General features: G+C 68.0%; 13 protein-coding genes. 3 read left to right on the top strand and 10 right to left on the bottom strand.

The features are described 5' to 3' along the window. Positions 1-13: 13 nt before the first annotated feature. The 10 genes from bamA to rpsB form a co-directional block, all read right to left on the bottom strand. A complete protein-coding gene (bamA, locus tag H8B22_RS12270) occupies positions 14-2,539 on the bottom strand; it encodes an outer membrane protein assembly factor BamA (RefSeq protein WP_187711696.1) in 2,526 nt (841 codons plus the stop codon). 130 nt (positions 2,540-2,669) lie between these two features. After that, the gene (rseP, locus tag H8B22_RS12275; RefSeq protein ID WP_187711697.1) at positions 2,670-4,046 is read right to left on the bottom strand and encodes an RIP metalloprotease RseP; all 1,377 of its coding nucleotides are present in this window, start codon (positions 4,044-4,046) and stop codon (positions 2,670-2,672) included. A gap of 42 nt (positions 4,047-4,088) precedes the next feature. Further along, entirely contained in the window at positions 4,089-5,261 is a 1,173-nt protein-coding gene (locus H8B22_RS12280) for a 1-deoxy-D-xylulose-5-phosphate reductoisomerase (protein WP_187711698.1), read from the bottom strand. Positions 5,262-5,320: 59 nt separating this feature from the next. Further along, positions 5,321-6,172, bottom strand: coding sequence for a phosphatidate cytidylyltransferase (locus tag H8B22_RS12285; protein WP_187711699.1), 852 nt, complete (start codon positions 6,170-6,172; stop codon positions 5,321-5,323). Further along, on the bottom strand, positions 6,169-6,930 hold the full coding sequence (gene uppS / locus H8B22_RS12290) for a polyprenyl diphosphate synthase (protein WP_187711700.1): 762 nt from the start codon (positions 6,928-6,930) through the stop codon (positions 6,169-6,171). The genes H8B22_RS12285 and uppS overlap by 4 nt, the downstream gene beginning before the upstream one ends. A 56-nt stretch (positions 6,931-6,986) precedes the next feature. After that, the gene (gene frr / locus H8B22_RS12295; protein ID WP_187711701.1) at positions 6,987-7,544 is read right to left on the bottom strand and encodes a ribosome recycling factor; all 558 of its coding nucleotides are present in this window, start codon (positions 7,542-7,544) and stop codon (positions 6,987-6,989) included. A gap of 130 nt (positions 7,545-7,674) precedes the next feature. Then, positions 7,675-8,691, bottom strand: coding sequence for a cation diffusion facilitator family transporter (locus H8B22_RS12300; protein ID WP_187711702.1), 1,017 nt, complete (start codon positions 8,689-8,691; stop codon positions 7,675-7,677). A gap of 56 nt (positions 8,692-8,747) precedes the next feature. After that, positions 8,748-9,479 carry a UMP kinase gene (gene pyrH / locus H8B22_RS12305; protein ID WP_187711703.1) on the bottom strand — a complete coding sequence of 244 codons (732 nt, stop codon included), beginning with the start codon at positions 9,477-9,479 and terminating at the stop codon, positions 8,748-8,750. 300 nt (positions 9,480-9,779) lie between these two features. Beyond that, on the bottom strand, positions 9,780-10,658 hold the full coding sequence (gene tsf / locus H8B22_RS12310; RefSeq protein ID WP_187711704.1) for a translation elongation factor Ts: 879 nt from the start codon (positions 10,656-10,658) through the stop codon (positions 9,780-9,782). A 137-nt stretch (positions 10,659-10,795) separates the two neighbouring features. Continuing rightward, on the bottom strand, positions 10,796-11,599 hold the full coding sequence (gene rpsB / locus H8B22_RS12315; RefSeq protein ID WP_187711705.1) for a 30S ribosomal protein S2: 804 nt from the start codon (positions 11,597-11,599) through the stop codon (positions 10,796-10,798). A 378-nt stretch (positions 11,600-11,977) separates the two neighbouring features. Between rpsB and map the strand changes: the two genes are divergently transcribed. Genes map through dapD form a run of 3 tightly spaced genes read left to right on the top strand, consistent with a single transcriptional unit; the run spans position 11,978 to position 16,253 of the window. Continuing rightward, on the top strand, positions 11,978-12,754 hold the full coding sequence (map, locus tag H8B22_RS12320) for a type I methionyl aminopeptidase (protein ID WP_187711706.1): 777 nt from the start codon (positions 11,978-11,980) through the stop codon (positions 12,752-12,754). After that, a complete protein-coding gene (gene glnD, locus H8B22_RS12325) occupies positions 12,751-15,366 on the top strand; it encodes a [protein-PII] uridylyltransferase (RefSeq protein ID WP_187711707.1) in 2,616 nt (871 codons plus the stop codon). Before map ends, glnD begins: the two co-directional genes overlap by 4 nt. Beyond that, the gene (gene dapD / locus H8B22_RS12330; protein ID WP_187711708.1) at positions 15,363-16,253 is read left to right on the top strand and encodes a 2,3,4,5-tetrahydropyridine-2,6-dicarboxylate N-succinyltransferase; all 891 of its coding nucleotides are present in this window, start codon (positions 15,363-15,365) and stop codon (positions 16,251-16,253) included. Before glnD ends, dapD begins: the two co-directional genes overlap by 4 nt. Positions 16,254-16,263: the final 10 nt, after the last annotated feature.

A 16,263-nucleotide genomic window follows, 5' to 3' on the forward strand; every position in this document is an offset into this window, starting at 1 on the left:
GGCGCCGCTTCGATCAGAACGAGCCGCCGAACGTGAACTGCAGGCGCTCGAGCTCGTCGTCCTCTTCCTTGCGCAGCGGGAAGGAGTAGCTGATCGAGATCGGGCCCATCGGCGAGCGCCACATCAGCGACAGGCCGGTCGAAGCGCGCAATTCGCCCGCATCGAAGCTGTCCACGTCCTTGTACACGTTGCCGAAGTCGATGAAGGCCGAAGCGCGAGCCGCCGGCGTGTCCAGCAGGGTCGGGAAGTACATCTCCAGCGAGCCGGTGGTCTTGAACGCGCCGCCGACCGGTTGCAGGTAGGTGCTGTTGGCGAACGGTGCCTGTCGCGGGCCCAGCGTGTTGTCGCGGAAACCGCGTACCGAACGCACGCCGCCGGCGTAGAAGTTCTCGAAGAACGGCAGGCCGTCGGCGGTCACGGTTTTGTCGTAATCCGGCGACGAAGGCAGGCATGGATCGGTCGGATCCGGGCCCGGGACGAAGACCGGCGGCGTGGTCGTGTTGTTATCGGTGTCCTGGAACGAGCCAGCGGTGAAGCAGATGTTGCGCGTGGTCGCGTCGCCATAGCTGTCGCCATAGCCGAGCTCGCCACGCGTGTTGAGCACGAGGTGGCGCGACAGCGGCCAAAACTTGGAGATGCTGTAGTTGAGCTTGAAGTACTCGACGGTCGAGCCGGGCAGGGTGGTTTCCAGCCACACGCGCTGCTGCATGCCGCGCGTCGGCGTGAGCAGGTTGTCGAGCGAATTGCGCGACCAGCCCAGCTCCGTGCGCCATGCATGGAACGTGCGGGTGTTCAGCGCATCCAGGTACTCGCGGATCGGCTGCGGCGTGCTGCCGCTGGACAGGATCTGGTTGGTGTCGATGCCGAACAGGCCAGTGACCGTGTCCGTCTCGGTGATCGGGAAGCCCAGCACGACCTGCGCCGCACCGCTGTTGCTGCTGTACTGCGCGGTGCCGAAGTCGGAGTAGTCGAGTTCGCGCCACCACAGGTTGTAGCCCAGCGACAGTCCGTTATCGAGGAAGTACGGATTGAGGAAGGAGAAGTCGTAGCGCGACTGGTAGGTGCTGTGCTGCGCCTGCACCGACACGCGGTTGCCGGTGCCGAGGAAGTTCTCCTGCGACAGCTGGATCTGCGTGCTCAGGCCGCTGAGCTGCGAGTAGCCCAAGCCGAACACGAAGCTGCCCGACGAGGTCTCCTTGACGTTGACGACGACGTCGACCTGGTCGTTGGAACCTTCGACCGGCTTGCTCTCGATGTCGACGGTCTCGAAGTAACCCAGGCCCTGCAGGCGGATCTTCGAACGGTCGACGGCGGCCTGCGAATACCAGCTGCCTTCGAACTGGCGCATCTCGCGGCGCATCACTTCGTCGCTGGTGCGGGTGTTGCCCTTGAACTCGACCTTGCGCACGTTCACGCGCGGGCCCGGCACGACCTGCAGGCTGATGCCGACGGTCTTGGCCTCGCGGTTGACGTCCGGCACCGGGTTGACCTGCGCGAACGCGTAACCGATGTTGCCCAGCGTCGCGGTGATCGAGTCGGAGGTCAGTTCGAGCAGGCGGCGGGAGAAGATCTGGCCTTCCTTCACCAGCACGATCTTCTGCAGCTGTTCCTTCGGCAGCACGGTGTCGCCGGTGAGCTGCACGGAGGAGACCTTGTACTGGTCGCCCTCGCTCACGCCGGCGGTGATGAACATGTCGCTGCGGTCGGGGCTGATCGACACCTGGGTCGAGTCGATGTTGAAGTCGACGTAGCCGCGGTCGAGGTAGTAGTTGTTGAGCTTCTCCAGGTCGCCCGAGAGCTTCTCGCGCGAGTACTGGTCGTCGCGGCGGTACCAGCTCAGCCAGTTGTGCTCGCCCGATTCCCAGGTGTCGAGGATCTGCTCGTCGGAGAACTTCTCGTTGCCGACCAGGTTGATGTGCTGGATGCGCGCGGCCTTGCCTTCCTTGACCGTGATGGTCACGTCGACGCGGTTGCGGTCCAGGCGCGATACGGTCGGGGTGATCTCGACGTTGTACTTGCCGCGGTTCTGGTACTGCCGGGTGAGTTCCTGGCCCATCTTGTCCAGCACCAGGCGATTGAAGGTATCGCCTTCGGCCATCCCGTTTTCCTTCAGGCCCTTCATCAGGTCTTCGGTCTGGATGTCCTTGTTGCCGGTGACGGTCAGCTTGTTGATCGCCGGGCGTTCCTGCACGGTGATGACGAGGATGTCGCCCTGGCGGTCCAGGTGCACGTCCTCGAAGAAGCCGGTCTTGTAGAGCGCGCGGACCGCCGCCGCGGCCTTGGTCGAATCCAGCACGTCGCCGCGTTCCACCGGCAGGTAGGTGAAGACCGTACCCGCGGAGATGCGCTGCAGGCCGTCGACGCGGATGTCGCTGACGGTGAACGCCCCGGCTCCGGCGACGCTGGCCGCATCGGGCGACTGCGCCGGCGTGCCCGCGGGAGCGAACGGATCGGCCGACTGCGCCAATGCGGGAAGTGCCGGCGCCAGCGCTGCGGTCAGGGCAAGGGCGAGCAGGCGGCGATTGGGAAGTCGCGTCATCATCAAATCCGGTTGGGGGTGCGGCTGGCCAGCACGGCCGTCGCGGTCGAATCGGTGGTCATCGCATCGTTGGTCGGACAAGTCCTTCCTGAACTGGTTCCCCGGCGCGGCCGGATGGCTGTGGTCGCCATCACCGCACCAGGTTGTTCACGATGTCGTTGTAGAACGCCAGGCCCATCAGCCCGGCAATCAAGGCCAGGCCGACAAAGTTGCCGGCGGCCATCACCCGCTCACTGACCGGGCTGCCTTTGACCAGCTCGATAAGGTAATACAGCAGGTGACCGCCGTCCAAGATCGGGATCGGCAGCAGGTTCAGGATGCCCAGGCTCAGCGAGAGCAGGGCGAGCAGCATGAGGAAGTGCGCGGGTCCCTGCTGCGCGAAATAGTTGCTGGCGCGCGCGATGGTGATCGGGCCGGCCACGGTGTTGCGCGTGGACACCGTGCCCTTGAAGGCGCGGCCGAACGTGGCAAACAGCTCCCGGGACTGGTGCACCGCTTCGGACACGGCGGCCGGCACGGCGGCGATCGGGCCGTAGCGCAGCACCGCGTCCTTGCGTGGTTCCTGCGACACCAGCTCGAGGCCGAAGCCCCAGTACGTCTTGCCGTCGCGGGTCTGGCGGGCCGGCTTCAGCGGCAATGCGAGGCGGTCCTCGTCGCGCTGCACCTCGATCATCGCCTCGCGGTTCTCTTCGCCCAGGCGGTTGGTGATGCGGACGATGTCCTCGTAGGAAAGCGTCGGCTCGCCGTCGATCGCGGTGATGCGGTCGCCCTCGGCGAGCACGCCCCAGGCCGGCTGGTTCGGGATCACCCGTCCGACCACGGGCGCGACCACTTCATGGCGGCCGCGCAGTCCGAGCTGCTGCAGGGCGCGGGTTTCGTCGAAGTCGGCGGGCAGGCGCGACAACGGCAGCGTCAGCGTGCGCTCGCCGCCGTTCTGCTCGCGTACGCGGACCGCGGTGTCCTTGCGATCGAGTGCGGCGGTGAGCAGGCCCATGCTGACCTCGCTCCATGTCGGCGTCGTGCGGCCGGCGACGGCCAGCACTTCATCGCCGCGCTGGAGTCCGGCCGCAGCGGAAACCCCCTGCGCCTGGCCGACGACCGGCGCGAAATCGGGCCGGCCGATGACGAACATGCCCCACAGCAGCACCACGCACAGGATCAGGTTGGCGGCTGGACCGGCGAAGGAAATCGCCATCCGCTTCCACACCGGCTGGCGATCGTGGGACTGCGCCAGTTCTTCCGGCGACACCGCCCGCGCGGCGTCCTGGCCTTCGAGCGAGTGCTCGCCGAGCATCTTCACGTAGCCGCCCAGCGGGATCGCCGCGATCGCGAACTCCGTGCCGTCCTTGCCGCGGTGCAGCCACAGCGGCTTGCCGAAGCCGATGGAGAAGCGCAGCACCTTGACGCCGCAGCGGCGCGCGACCCAGTAGTGGCCAAACTCGTGGATGGTGATGAGCACGCCTAGGCTCACCAGCAACCACCACACCGAGCCTATGAATTCACTCATTGCCACCCCCGCGGTGCGGGCCTGCTGCAGTCATGCGGTCCATCATCCCACTGCCGCGGTGACGTGGCGTCGCGCGGCCGCGTCGGCGTCGCGCAGGACCTCCAGCGAATCGGCAGCGGTGGCGGGCAGGGCATCGAGGGTGGCTTCCACCAGCGCGGGAATCGACAGGAAAGCGATCTTCCGCTGAAGAAAGGCTGAAACGGCCACTTCGTTGGCCGCGTTGAGCAGCGCCGGGGCGGTGCCGCCCGCCTGCAGGGCCTCGAACGCGAGGCGCAGGCAGGGGAAGGCCTCCAGGTCGGGCGCCTCGAAATCGAGGCGACCGTGCTGCAGCAGGTCGAGCCCGGCGACGCCCGAGGCGATGCGCTGCGGCCACCCGAACCCCACCGCCAGCGCGGTGCGCATGTCGGGCAGGCCGAGCTGGGCGAGGGTGGAGCCATCGACGAATTCGACCAGCGAGTGCACCAGGCTCTGCGGATGCACCAGCACGTCGATGCGCCCGCGCGGCATGCCGAAGAGGTGGTGGGCCTCGATGACCTCGAGCCCCTTGTTCATCAGCGTCGCCGAATCGACGGAAATCTTCGGGCCCATCGACCACTTGGGATGGGCGATGGCCTGCTCGGGGGTGACGTCGACCAGTTCCTCGCGACGGCGGCCGCGGAACGGCCCGCCGGAGGCGGTGAGCACGATGCGCTTGAGGCCGGCATGGGCATGCGCGTCGGGCAAACATTGGAAGATCGCGTTGTGCTCGCTGTCGATCGGCACGATCACCGCGCCGCTTTCCTGCGCCGCGCGCATCAGCAGTTCGCCGGCCAGCACCAGCGATTCCTTGTTCGCCAGCAGCAGGCGCTTGCCGGCGCGGGCCGCGGCCAAGGTCGAGGACAGGCCGGCGGCACCGACGATCGCGGCGACGACGGTGTCGCAGTCCGCGCCGGCAGCGAGCGTTTCCAGTGCCGCTTCACCCGCGTGCGCCTGCGTGGCGAGGCCGGCGTCGCGCAGGCCATCGCGCAGGCGTTCGAACTGGGCGGGATCAGCGATCACCGCATGCAGCGGCCGGTGCGTGCGGCACAGCGCCAGCAGCGCATCGACCTTGCTTCCGGCCGCCAGCACGGTGGCGCGCAGGCGGTCGGGGTGGCGGGCGATCACGTCGAGCGCGGACGCGCCGATCGAGCCGGTGGCGCCAAGGACAGCGACGTTGCGGTGGGGAAGCTGGGACATCGGATCACTTCATCTCGTCGTGCTGGAGCGCGGCATGCCGGAGCGCGTCCGGCGCGGGCTCAGAAGCCGAACATGGCCTTGCCCATCGCGAACACGGGCAGGGCAGCGAGCACGCCGTCGATCCGGTCGAGGACGCCGCCGTGGCCCGGGATCAGGTGGCCCGAATCCTTCACCCCGGCGTGGCGCTTGAGCAGGCTCTCGTAGAGGTCGCCGACCACCGATGCGAGCGCGGCGACCAGTGCGACCAGCGCGACCAGCGGCACCTGCGCGGCGGAGGCGCCAGCCAGCAGCGATCCGCCGATGCCGACCAGCACGCCGGCGATGACGCCGCCGAGCAGGCCTTCGATGGTCTTGTTCGGGCTCACGCGCGGCGCGAGCTTGCGGCCTTTGAACACCGTGCCGCCGAAATGGCGACCGGCGAAGTAGGCCGCGCTGTCGGCGGCCCACACCACCGCGAGCGCGGTGAACAGCCAGATGTGGCCATTGGGTTCGGTGCCATGCAGCCAGGCCAGCGCGCACCAGGCGGGAATGACCGCCAGCGCGCCCGCGGCGAGCTTGAAGAAGCGTGCCCAGGTCTCGTGGTTGCTGGCGAAGTCGTAGTGGCGCAGCCACAGCAGTGCGAGCAGCCACCACACCACGCCGATCACGCTGGCCAGCTGGAACAGCACGAAGCTGTAACCCGACGCGGAGCGCGAGGCCCAGACGATGGCGACCATCAGCGCCAGGTGCGCCACCAGCAGCACCGTGCGGGCGAGCGTGTCCTCGATCTCGGCCAGCTCGAACCATTCCCACAGGCCGGCGAGGAAGACCACGGCCGCCAGCGCCACGATCCACGGCGTCGACAGGAACAGGATCGCGGCGATCGCGATCGGAGCCATGATCAGCGCAGCCAGCAGGCGGGTTTTAGTCATGCGTTGTTCTCTTGTGGCTGCGTGCCGGCGACCTGGTCACCGGTGAGGCCGAAGCGGCGTTCGCGACCGGCATAGGCATCCAGGGCGCGTCGCAGTGTGGCGGCATCGAGGTCCGGCCACAACGTTTCGGTGAACCACAGTTCGGTATAGGCGAGCTGCCACAGCAGGAAATTGCTGACCCGGGTGTCGCCGCCGGTGCGGATGAACAGGTCGGGCGGCGGAAGATCGGCTAGCGCCATGCGGGCGCCGAGCATGGCCTCGTCGATGGCTTCGGGGGCCAGGCGTCCGGCCGCCACGTCGCGGGCCAGCGCGCGCGCGGCCTGGGCGATGTCCCAGCGGCCGCCGTAACTGGCCGCGATGCTCAGCTGCAGGCGCGTGTTGCCCGCCGTCTGCGCCTCGGCGGCGTTCATGCGGGCCCGGATGGCTTCGGCGAAGCGTTCGCGTTCGCCGATGAAACGGATGCGCACGCCGCGGCGATGCAGTTCGTCGACTTCGCGTTCCAGCGCGCCCAGGAACAGCTTCATCAATGCGCCGACCTCGTCCTCGGGCCGGCCCCAGTTCTCGCTGGAGAAGGCGAACAGGGTCAGTGCCTCGATGCCCGTCTCCAGGCAGAAGTCGATGCAGACGTCGACCGCGCGCGCGCCGGCGCGGTGGCCGATCATGCGCGGACGGCGGCGACGCTGCGCCCAGCGACCGTTGCCATCCATGATGACGGCGAGGTGGCGGGGAATCGGTGCTGGCGCGGGATCCGAAGGCATTGCGATGGCCGGGAGACTGAAGGGGGAGGCGGGTGCCGGGCGAACCGGCACGTGCCTCACACCGCCATCAGTTCCTGTTCCTTGGCCTTGACCACGTCATCGACGTCCTTGATCGCGCCGTCGGTGATCTTCTGGATCTCGGTTTCGGCGCGGCTGACGTCGTCTTCGGTGATCTTCTTTTCCTTCAGCAGTTCCTTGACCTGGCTGTTGGCATCGCGGCGGATGTTGCGGATCGCGACCTTGGCGTCCTCGCCTTCGCCGTGCACGACCTTGGTCAGCTCCTTGCGGCGCTCCTCGGTCAGGGCGGGCAGGTTGAGGCGGATCACGGTGCCGGCGGTGTTCGGCGTCAGGCCCAGGTCCGAGGCCAGGATGGCCTTTTCCACCGCGGCGACCATCTGCTTTTCCCACGGCGTGATGGTGAGCGTGCGCGCGTCGGCGATGGCGACGCTGGCGACCTGGCTCAGCGGCATGTCGGAGCCGTAGTAGTTCACCTTGATGGTGTCGACCAGCGCGGTCGAAGCACGGCCGGTGCGGATCTTCACGAGGTCGTGGCGCAGTGCGTCGACGCTCTTGGCCATGCGGGTCTGGGCGTCTTTCTTGATGTCGTTGAGCATCGCCGGCTCCTTTAGTGCTTGTTGGGCACGAAGTGCTTGATGGGGGCGCCGGTGGGCGCTTCGATAGGCGCGGGATTATAGCGGCGCGAGGGCTTCCGGCCGAAATGCCGGTGTTCCGGCACCGGTTCCGCTACGCGTGCGGTGCGTGCCGGTGCGCCGCATCCGTGTGCGTCGCGCCGTCGTGGGCGCTGCCGCCATGAGCAGCCTCGTGGTGGGGGGCGTCGCCGTGGGGCGCGCGGTCGTGGCGATCGTGTTCGCAGCCCAGCCCGCGTTCGACCTGCAGGGTGGGGTGGTTGATGCCGAAGCGGTGGTCGAGCTCGTGGTTGATGCGATCGATGAAGGCATCGTGATCGCGGTCTTCCGGCCGCACCAGGTGCGCGGTCATGGCGATTTCGCCCGCGCCCAGCGACCAGATGTGCAGGTGGTGCACGGCAGTGACGCCGGGCTGGCCGGCGAGGAATGCGTGCACCTCGTCCTGCTCGATCCCGCGCGGGACCGCGTCCATCGCCGCATTGAAGCTTTCGCGCAGCAGGCCGAACGCGCCCAGGGCGACAACGGCACCGATCAGCAGCGCGGTGACCGGATCCAGCCATTCCCAGCCCAGCCACCACATGCCTGCGCCGGCCAGCACGGCGGTCAGCGAAACCGCCGCATCGGCGATCAGGTGCAGGTAGGCGCCGCGGCGGTTGAGGTCGTGTTCGTGGCCGTCGCGAACGAACCACGCCGCGCCCAGGTTCACTGCGATGCCGATCGCGGCGACGATGATGACCGGGAGCGCCGGGATTTCCGGTGGTGCGGAAAAACGCCGGATCGCTTCCCAGCCCAGCGCGCCGGAGAAGGCCACCAGCAGCAACGCGTTGGCCAGCGGCGAAAGCAGGGTGGCGCGACGCCAGCCGTAGGTATGGCGGCTGGTGGGCGGGCGCTTGGCGATCACCGCCGCGCCCCACGCCAGCGCGAGGCCGAGCACGTCGCCGAGGTTGTGCAGCGCGTCGGAGAGCAGCGCCAGCGAGTTCGTGGCGAAGCCGTACCCCGCTTCCAGCACGGTGTAGGCGAGGTTGATCAGGGTGACGGCGGCGAATGCGCGCGTGGCGCTGCTGCCATGGCTATGGCCGTGGCCGTCGTGATCGTGGTGGTGTCCGAAACCCATGGGGCAATCGTGTCATGCGGCGCGGGCGCAACACTATTGCGCCTGCGCCGCGCTGCTTACAGCCCGGCGTTGCGGCCCTGCACGAGGGTGCCGATCGGCTCGCCGCGCAGGATCCGCAGCAGCACGCCCGGCTGGCTCATGTCGAAGATGCGCAGCGGCAGGTCGCTGTCGCGGCACAGCGCGAACGCGGCGGTGTCCATCACCTGCAGGTTGCGGGCAATGACTTCGTCGTAGCTGAGCTTGTCGAAGAGCACCGCGTCGGCGTGCTTCTTCGGGTCCTTGTCGTACACGCCGTCGACCTTGGTCGCCTTCAGCAGCAGGTCGGCGCCGACTTCGATGGCGCGCAGTGCGGCGCCCGAGTCGGTGGTGAAGAAGGGGTTGCCGGTGCCGGCCGCGAAGATCGCGATGCGGCCCTTCTCCATGTGGCGCACGGCGCGGCGGCGGATGTAGTCCTCGCACACGTCGTTGATCTTGATCGCGCTCATCACCCGGCACTTGGCGCCGAGCTTCTCCAGTGCGTCCTGCATCGCCAGCGCATTGATGACCGTGGCGAGCATGCCCATCTGGTCGCCGGTCACCCGGTCCATACCGCCGGCGGCGAGGCCCGCGCCACGGAAGATGTTGCCGCCGCCGATCACCAGGGCAATCTCGGCCCCGGCCTGCTGGGCCTCGATGACCTCGCGCGCGAGGCGGTTGAGCACCAGCGGATCGATGCCGTAATCCTCGTTCCCCATCAACGCTTCGCCGGACAGTTTCAACAGGACACGGCGATAGGCGAGCTGGGACATGGACGACCTCGGGGGCAGGGGAGACGTGGCGCGGAAACGCCGGCGATTGTAGCCGATGCCGGCTTTCCCGCCGCCGCCCGCTGCGGGCGCGCGCAGCCTGTGCGGCGTCGTGCAGCAGTCCTGAAAGTCAGAAACGACGGTCCGGGATGCCGGGGCAGTGCACTTGCCGAAAGCCCTGCCTTCACGGGAAGGCCGAAGCGAGTGCGCCGTAAGCCGTCCGCCATGCGCCGCCAACAAAAAAGCCGCGGTTTCCCGCGGCTTTTTCGTGCGCCGGAACCAGGGTTCCGGCGGATCGATCGATCAGACCTGCATCGCCTTGGCGACTTCGGCGGCGTAATCCTCGACCACCTTCTCGATGCCTTCGCCGACCACCAGGCGCTGGAAGCCGACCACGTCGGCGCCGGCGGCCTTCACCGCCTGCTCGACGGTCTGGTCGGAGTTCAGCACGTACGGCTGGCCGTACAGGGTGACCTCGTTGACGATCTTGGCGATCTTGCCGCTGATGATCTTCTCGAGGATCTCGGCCGGCTTGGCCTTGTCCTTGTCGGACATCTTGGCCAGCTCGATTTCCTTTTCCTTCGCCACGAACTCGGCCGGGACGTCCGCGGCCTTGTTGTACGGCGGGTTCATCGCGGCGACGTGCATCGCGATGCCACGGGCCAGGTCGGCGTCGCCGCCCTTGACCTCGACCAACACGCCGATCTTGCCGCCGTGCACGTAGGCAGCGACGTTGTTGGCGCTGTCGATCACGACCATGCGGCGGATCTGGATGTTCTCGCCGAGCTTGGAGATGGCGGCGGCGCGGCTTTCCTCGACGGTTTCGCCGGAGGCCAGCTTGACGGCCTTCAGCGCTTCGACATCGGCGGCGCCGGAAGCCAGGGCGGCCTGGGCGACGGCGTCGGTGAAGGCGACGAAGTTGCCGTCCTTCGCCACGAAGTCGGTTTCCGAGTTGATCTCGACCAGCACGGCCTTGCCGCCGTTCTGGGCGACGGCGACGCGGCCTTCGGCGGCGACGCGGCTGGCCTTCTTGTCGGCCTTGGCAAGGCCCGACTTGCGCAGCCACTCGGCCGCGGCGTCGATGTCGCCGTTGTTCTCGGTGAGCGCCTTCTTGCACTCCATCATGCCGGCGCCGGTGCGCTCGCGCAGTTCCTTGACCAGGGAAGCGGTGATTTCTGCCATGGGGGTTACCTCAAGATTTGTAGGGCGGGTTCGAGCCTTGAAAGGCAGGCCCGCCAGAGTCGGCACGGCGGGCCAAGGCCCGCCCTGCACAGATACGAAGCGGCCGCGCAGCGTGGCGCGGCCGCATGACGCGCCGATTACTCGGCCGCTTCGGCCTTCTTGGCCGGGGCCTTCTTGGCCGGGGCGCGGCGAGCGCCCTTGTCTTCGCCTTCAGCGCCTTCGGCGAACTCTTCCTCGCGGACCGAAGCGGCCTGCGGGGCGGCGGCCTTGCCTTCCAACACCGAGTCGGCGGCGGCGCGGGCGTACAGCTGCACGGCGCGGATGGCGTCGTCGTTGCCCGGGATGGCGTAGTCGACCAGTTCCGGATCGTAGTTGGTGTCGACCACCGCGATCACCGGGATGCCGAGCTTCTTGGCTTCCTTGATGGCGATGTCTTCGTGGCCGACGTCGATCACGAACAGGGCGTCGGGCAGGCGGTTCATGTCCTTGATGCCGCCCAGCGAGGCTTCCAGCTTGTCGCGCTCGCGGCGCAGGGTCAGCACTTCGTGCTTGACCAGCTTCTGGAAGGTGCCGTCGGTTTCAGCGGCTTCCAGTTCCTTCAGGCGGGCGACCGACTTCTTCACGGTGGCGAAGTTGGTCAGGGTGCCGCCCAGCCAGCGCTGGGTCATGAACGGCATGCCGCAACGCTCGGCTTCTTCCTTTATCGAGTCGCGCGCCGAACGCTTGGTGCCGACGAACAGGATGACGCCGCGCTTCTGGGCGACGCCCGAGATGAAGTTCATCGCGTCGTTGAACAGCGGAACGGTCTTCTCGAGGTTGATGATGTGGATCTTGCCGCGGGCACCGAAGATGTACGGACCCATCTTGGGGTTCCAGTAACGGGTCTGGTGGCCGAAATGGACGCCGGCTTCCAGCATCTGGCGCATGGTGATCTGGGGCATTGCAGTAACTCCGAAGGGGAACCGGCCGCTTTGGAATAGGTGCGGCTTGCCACTGAAGGCTGGGTTCCGGGGTTGGGCCTCCCCGCTGCTCCGTGTCCAGATCTCCTACTTCGTACTGGAGCCTTGGCTCCAGACTGTATGAGACACCCCGGCACGGGCTGTGGCAGCGGGTGTGGATTCGTCGGTGTCGTCCGACGTGACGGTCTTGCAGGGCCAGGCCCGGCAAAGCCGCGGAATTATGCCGGGACGGGCGGTTGCGGGCAACTTCGGGGTGGCGGGCGGTCCTGGACCCGCCGGATCGGGGCTCCCGGGCCGGTCATGTCGCATCGTTCTGCCCGTGGCGGGCCGGGGCCCGCCTACTTGGGCGATAATTCGCCGATGCCTATCACCATCAAGACCCCGGACGAGATCGAGAAGATGCGCGTCGCCGGCCGCCTGGCCGCCGAGGTGCTGCAGGTCGTCGCCCCCCACGTGAAGCCCGGCGTGACCACGGCCGAGCTCGACCGCATCTGCCACGACCACATCGTCAAGGTCCAGAACGCGATCCCGGCCAACGTCGGCTACAAGGGCTTCCCCGCGACCATCTGCACCTCGGTCAACAACGTCATCTGCCACGGCATCCCGGCCGAGTCCAAGGTCCTCAAGGACGGCGACATCATCAATATCGACGTCACCGTCATCAAGGACGGCTGGCACGGCGACACCAGCCGCATGTACATCGCCGGCACGCCGTCGGTGATGGCCAAGCGCCTGGTCGACGTGACCCGCGAAGCGATGTTCCGCGGCATCCGCACGGTCAAGCCGGGCGCGACGCTGGGCGACATCGGCCAGGCGATCCAGCAGTACGCCGAAGGCGAGCGTTTCAGCGTGGTGCGCGAGTACTGCGGCCACGGCATCGGCAAGGTCTACCACGAGGATCCGCAGGTGCTGCATTACGGCCGCGCGGGCGAAGGCCTGGTGCTGAAGCCGGGCATGACCTTCACCATCGAGCCGATGATCAACGAAGGCCAGCGCCACACCAAGCTGCTGCCGGACGGCTGGACCGTCGTGACCAAGGACCGCAAGTTGTCCGCGCAGTGGGAGCACACCGTGGCGGTGACCGATACCGGCGTGGAGATCCTCACCCGATTGCCCGGGGACGACAACGACCTGTGAGTACGCCGGCGACCGCCCATCCTGATCCGGTCGCCGACGCGCAATGGGCTGCGGCGACGCGTGGCGCGATCGCCGAGAGCGATGCCGCCCTGGCCGCGCGCTTCGACGACAACGGCGACATCGACCGCCTCCTGGCTGCGCGCGCGCAGCAGGTGGACGCGGTGTTGCGCGAGGCGTGGTCGCATTGCCTGCCACAGGATGCGGCGTTGTCGCTGTTCGCGGTGGGCGGCTACGGGCGCGGCGAATTGTTCCCGCAATCCGACATCGACCTGCTCGTGTTCGGCGAAGCCGGCGCACAAGCCGATCATGCGGACGCACTGGCGCGGTTCTTCACCCTGTTGTGGGACGCCGGCCTGCCGATCGGGCATGCCGTGCGTTCCGCCGAAGACTGCACGCGCGCGGCGCTCGACGACGTCACCGTGCTCACCGCGCTGCTCGAGGCGCGCATGCTAGTGGCGGACCTCGATGCGGCCGCGCACCTGGCCAACGCGATCTCGCCGGCACTGATCTGGCCGGCGCGCGACTACTTCGCAGCCAAGCGCGAGGAACAGCGCGCGCGGCACGCCCGCTTCGGCGACACCGCCGACAACCTCGAGCCGAACATCAAGGAAGGCCCGGGCGGCCTGCGCGACCTGCACACGCTGCGTTGGGTCGCCCTGCGCATCATCGGCACCTGGGATCCGGATTCGCTGATGGCGATCGGCCAGCTCGGCGCCGACGAATTCGCCACGCTGGAGCGCGAGCGTCGCGTGCTCGCACGTTTGCGCTTCGGCCTGCACCTGATCGCCGGCAAGCGCGAGGAGCGGTTGCGTTTCGATTACCAGAAGCTGCTGGCCGCGCGCCTGGGTCACGTCGACAACGCCGACAACCTTGCCGTCGAACAGATGATGCAGGGTTTCTACCGCGCTGCCGCGCGCATCCTGCGCATCGGCGACCGCCTGCTGCAGCGCTTCGAGGAACAGCTGGAAGGCGAGGGCGAGCCGCAGCCGCTCGACGAGCTGTTCGAACTGCGCCGCGGCTACCTCACCGCGCGCGATGCGCAATGGCCGCGCGACATGGACGAACTGTTCGCGCTGTTCGCCGCATGGGGCGGCAACGACGCGGTCCGTGGCCTGCACTCGCGCACGGCGCGGGCGCTGGCCGAGGCGCTGGGCCGCATCCCGGCCTACTTCGAAGCGACGCCGGAACTGCGCCAGCGCTTCATGCGCCTGCTGCGCGGTCCGCAGCCTGTTGCCACCGTGTCGCGGATGGCGCGCCTGGGCGTGCTCGGACGCTGGATCCCGGCGTTCTTCCAGGTCTCCGGGCGCATGCAGTTCGACCTGTTCCATGTCTTCACGGTCGACCAGCACACGCTCGCGGTGATGAAGAACCTCGCCTCGTTCGCGTCGGGCGAAGCCGACGAGCGCTTCGCGCTGGCGCACCAGGTCTGGCCGCGCCTGCGCAAGCCGGAACTGCTGCTGTTGGCCGGCCTGTTCCACGACATCGCCAAGGGCCGCGGCGGCGACCATTCCGAGCTGGGCGCGGTGGACGCGCGCGAGTTCTGCGAGGCGCATGAATTGTCGGAAGGCGACACCGCGCTGGTCGCGTGGCTGGTGCGACAGCACCTGCTGATGTCGGTGACCGCGCAGAAGCAGGACATCGCCGATCCCGAGGTCATCCACCGCTTCGCCACACTGGTGGCCGACCGCGAGCGGCTCGACAACCTCTACCTGCTCACCTGCGCCGACATCGCCGGCACGTCGCCGAAGCTGTGGAACGCGTGGAAGGACCGGCTGATGGCCGACCTGTACACGGCCACGCGTCTGGCCTTGCGTCGTGGCCTGGAGAACCCGGTCGCCGCCGACGAGCGCAGTGAGGAAACCCGCGCTGAAGCCCGCGCCACGCTGACGGCGTTCGGCAGCAGCGATGCCGAGGTCGATGCGCTGTTCGCGCGCATGCCGCAGATCGGTTTCGAACGCAGCCGCCCGGACCAGATCGCCTGGCAGGCGGCGTCGTTGCGCGATGTCGCCATCGGTGCGGGCTGCGTCCGCGCCCGCCCGGTGAGCGGCGACGAGGGCGCGCTGGAGGTCTTCGTGCATTCGCCCGACCGCGATGGCCTCTTCGCTGCGATCGTCGCGACGCTCGACCGCGCCGGACTCGCGATCCAGCAGGCGCGCGTGCTCGATGGCCCGCACGCGATGGTCTTCGACAGCTTCGAAGTGGTGCCGGCGGATACGCGCCACAATCCGCATGCGGAGGACGTCGAGCAGCGCCTGTCCGCCGCGCTGTCGGGCTCGCTCGACGGCATCCGCCCGACGCGTCGCACGCAACCGCGCCACCTGCGCCATTTCCGCATCGCCGCGCAGATCGGCTTCGACGCCGTCGCCGGCGGCCAGGCCGGGCGCACGATGCTCAGCCTGGTCTGCAACGACCGCCCGGGCCTGCTCGCGGATGTCGCGCAGGTCCTGCGCCAGCAACACCTGCGCGTGCACGACGCGCGCATCGCGACCTTCGGCGAGCGCGCCGAGGACGTGTTCCAGATCACCGACCAGCACGACCAAGCGCTGGACGAAACGCAACAGCAGGCCCTGCGCGAAGCGCTGCTGGCCTGCCTCGATGGAGAAAAGCAATGAGCGAGAAGAAGCCGGCCCGCAAGGTCGCGAAGAAGACCGCGCCGAAGGGGCCGGGCGTGGACGAACTGAAGTTCATGGTGGAAAGCGCGTTCGAGCGCCGCGCGATGCTGTCGCTCGACGAGATCGACGGCTCGACGCGTCCGACCGTGGAGCGGGTGATCGAAGGCCTGGAGCAGGGCGAATTCCGCGTCGCCGAGCCGGACGGCAAGGGCGGCTGGAAGGTCAACGAATGGCTGAAGAAGGCGGTGCTGCTGTACTTCCGCGTCAACGAGATGCAGCTGGTCGATGCGCAGCCGGCGCCGTTCTGGGACAAGGTGCCCGCGCGTTTCGCCGGCTTCAGCGAAAGCGAGTTCCGCAAGGTCGGCGCGCGCGTGGTGCCGGGTGCGATCGCGCGTCGCGGCGCGCACATCGGCAAGGACGTGGTGCTGATGCCGAGCTTCGTCAACATCGGCGCCTACGTGGGCGAGGGCACGATGGTCGACACCTGGGCGACGGTGGGTTCGTGCGCGCAGATCGGCAAGCATTGCCACCTGTCCGGCGGTGCCGGCATCGGCGGCGTGCTGGAGCCGCTGCAGGCCTCGCCGACGATCATCGAGGACCACTGCTTCATCGGTGCGCGCTCGGAAGTGGTCGAAGGCTTCGTGGTCGGCCACCACAGCGTGATCGGCATGGGTGTGTTTCTCGGCCAGTCGACGCGCGTCTACAACCGCATGACCGGCGAGATCAGCTACGGCTCGGTGCCGCCGTACAGCGTGGTGGTGTCCGGCCAGCTGCCGTCGAAGGACGGTTCGCACTCGCTGTACTGTGCGGTGATCGTCAAGCAGGTCGACGCCAAGACGCGCTCGAAGACCTCGATCAACGAGCTGCTGCGCGGCCTGGCCGAGTAAGCGCATTTTC

The organism is Lysobacter terrestris, from assembly GCF_014489475.1.
GTDB lineage: Bacteria > Pseudomonadota > Gammaproteobacteria > Xanthomonadales > Xanthomonadaceae > Agrilutibacter > Agrilutibacter terrestris.

Coding starts and splice junctions, on each gene's coding strand:
- uppS (WP_187711700.1), bottom strand. CDS start 6,930: ATGCCTTCGGATCCCGCGCCAGCACCGATTCCCCGCCACCTCGCCGTC.
- map (WP_187711706.1), top strand. CDS start 11,978: ATGCCTATCACCATCAAGACCCCGGACGAGATCGAGAAGATGCGCGTC.
- dapD (WP_187711708.1), top strand. CDS start 15,363: ATGAGCGAGAAGAAGCCGGCCCGCAAGGTCGCGAAGAAGACCGCGCCG.
- H8B22_RS12285 (WP_187711699.1), bottom strand. CDS start 6,172: ATGACTAAAACCCGCCTGCTGGCTGCGCTGATCATGGCTCCGATCGCG.
- H8B22_RS12280 (WP_187711698.1), bottom strand. CDS start 5,261: ATGTCCCAGCTTCCCCACCGCAACGTCGCTGTCCTTGGCGCCACCGGC.
- H8B22_RS12300 (WP_187711702.1), bottom strand. CDS start 8,691: ATGGGTTTCGGACACCACCACGATCACGACGGCCACGGCCATAGCCAT.
- tsf (WP_187711704.1), bottom strand. CDS start 10,658: ATGGCAGAAATCACCGCTTCCCTGGTCAAGGAACTGCGCGAGCGCACC.
- rseP (WP_187711697.1), bottom strand. CDS start 4,046: ATGAGTGAATTCATAGGCTCGGTGTGGTGGTTGCTGGTGAGCCTAGGC.
- bamA (WP_187711696.1), bottom strand. CDS start 2,539: ATGACGCGACTTCCCAATCGCCGCCTGCTCGCCCTTGCCCTGACCGCA.
- pyrH (WP_187711703.1), bottom strand. CDS start 9,479: ATGTCCCAGCTCGCCTATCGCCGTGTCCTGTTGAAACTGTCCGGCGAA.
- rpsB (WP_187711705.1), bottom strand. CDS start 11,599: ATGCCCCAGATCACCATGCGCCAGATGCTGGAAGCCGGCGTCCATTTC.
- frr (WP_187711701.1), bottom strand. CDS start 7,544: ATGCTCAACGACATCAAGAAAGACGCCCAGACCCGCATGGCCAAGAGC.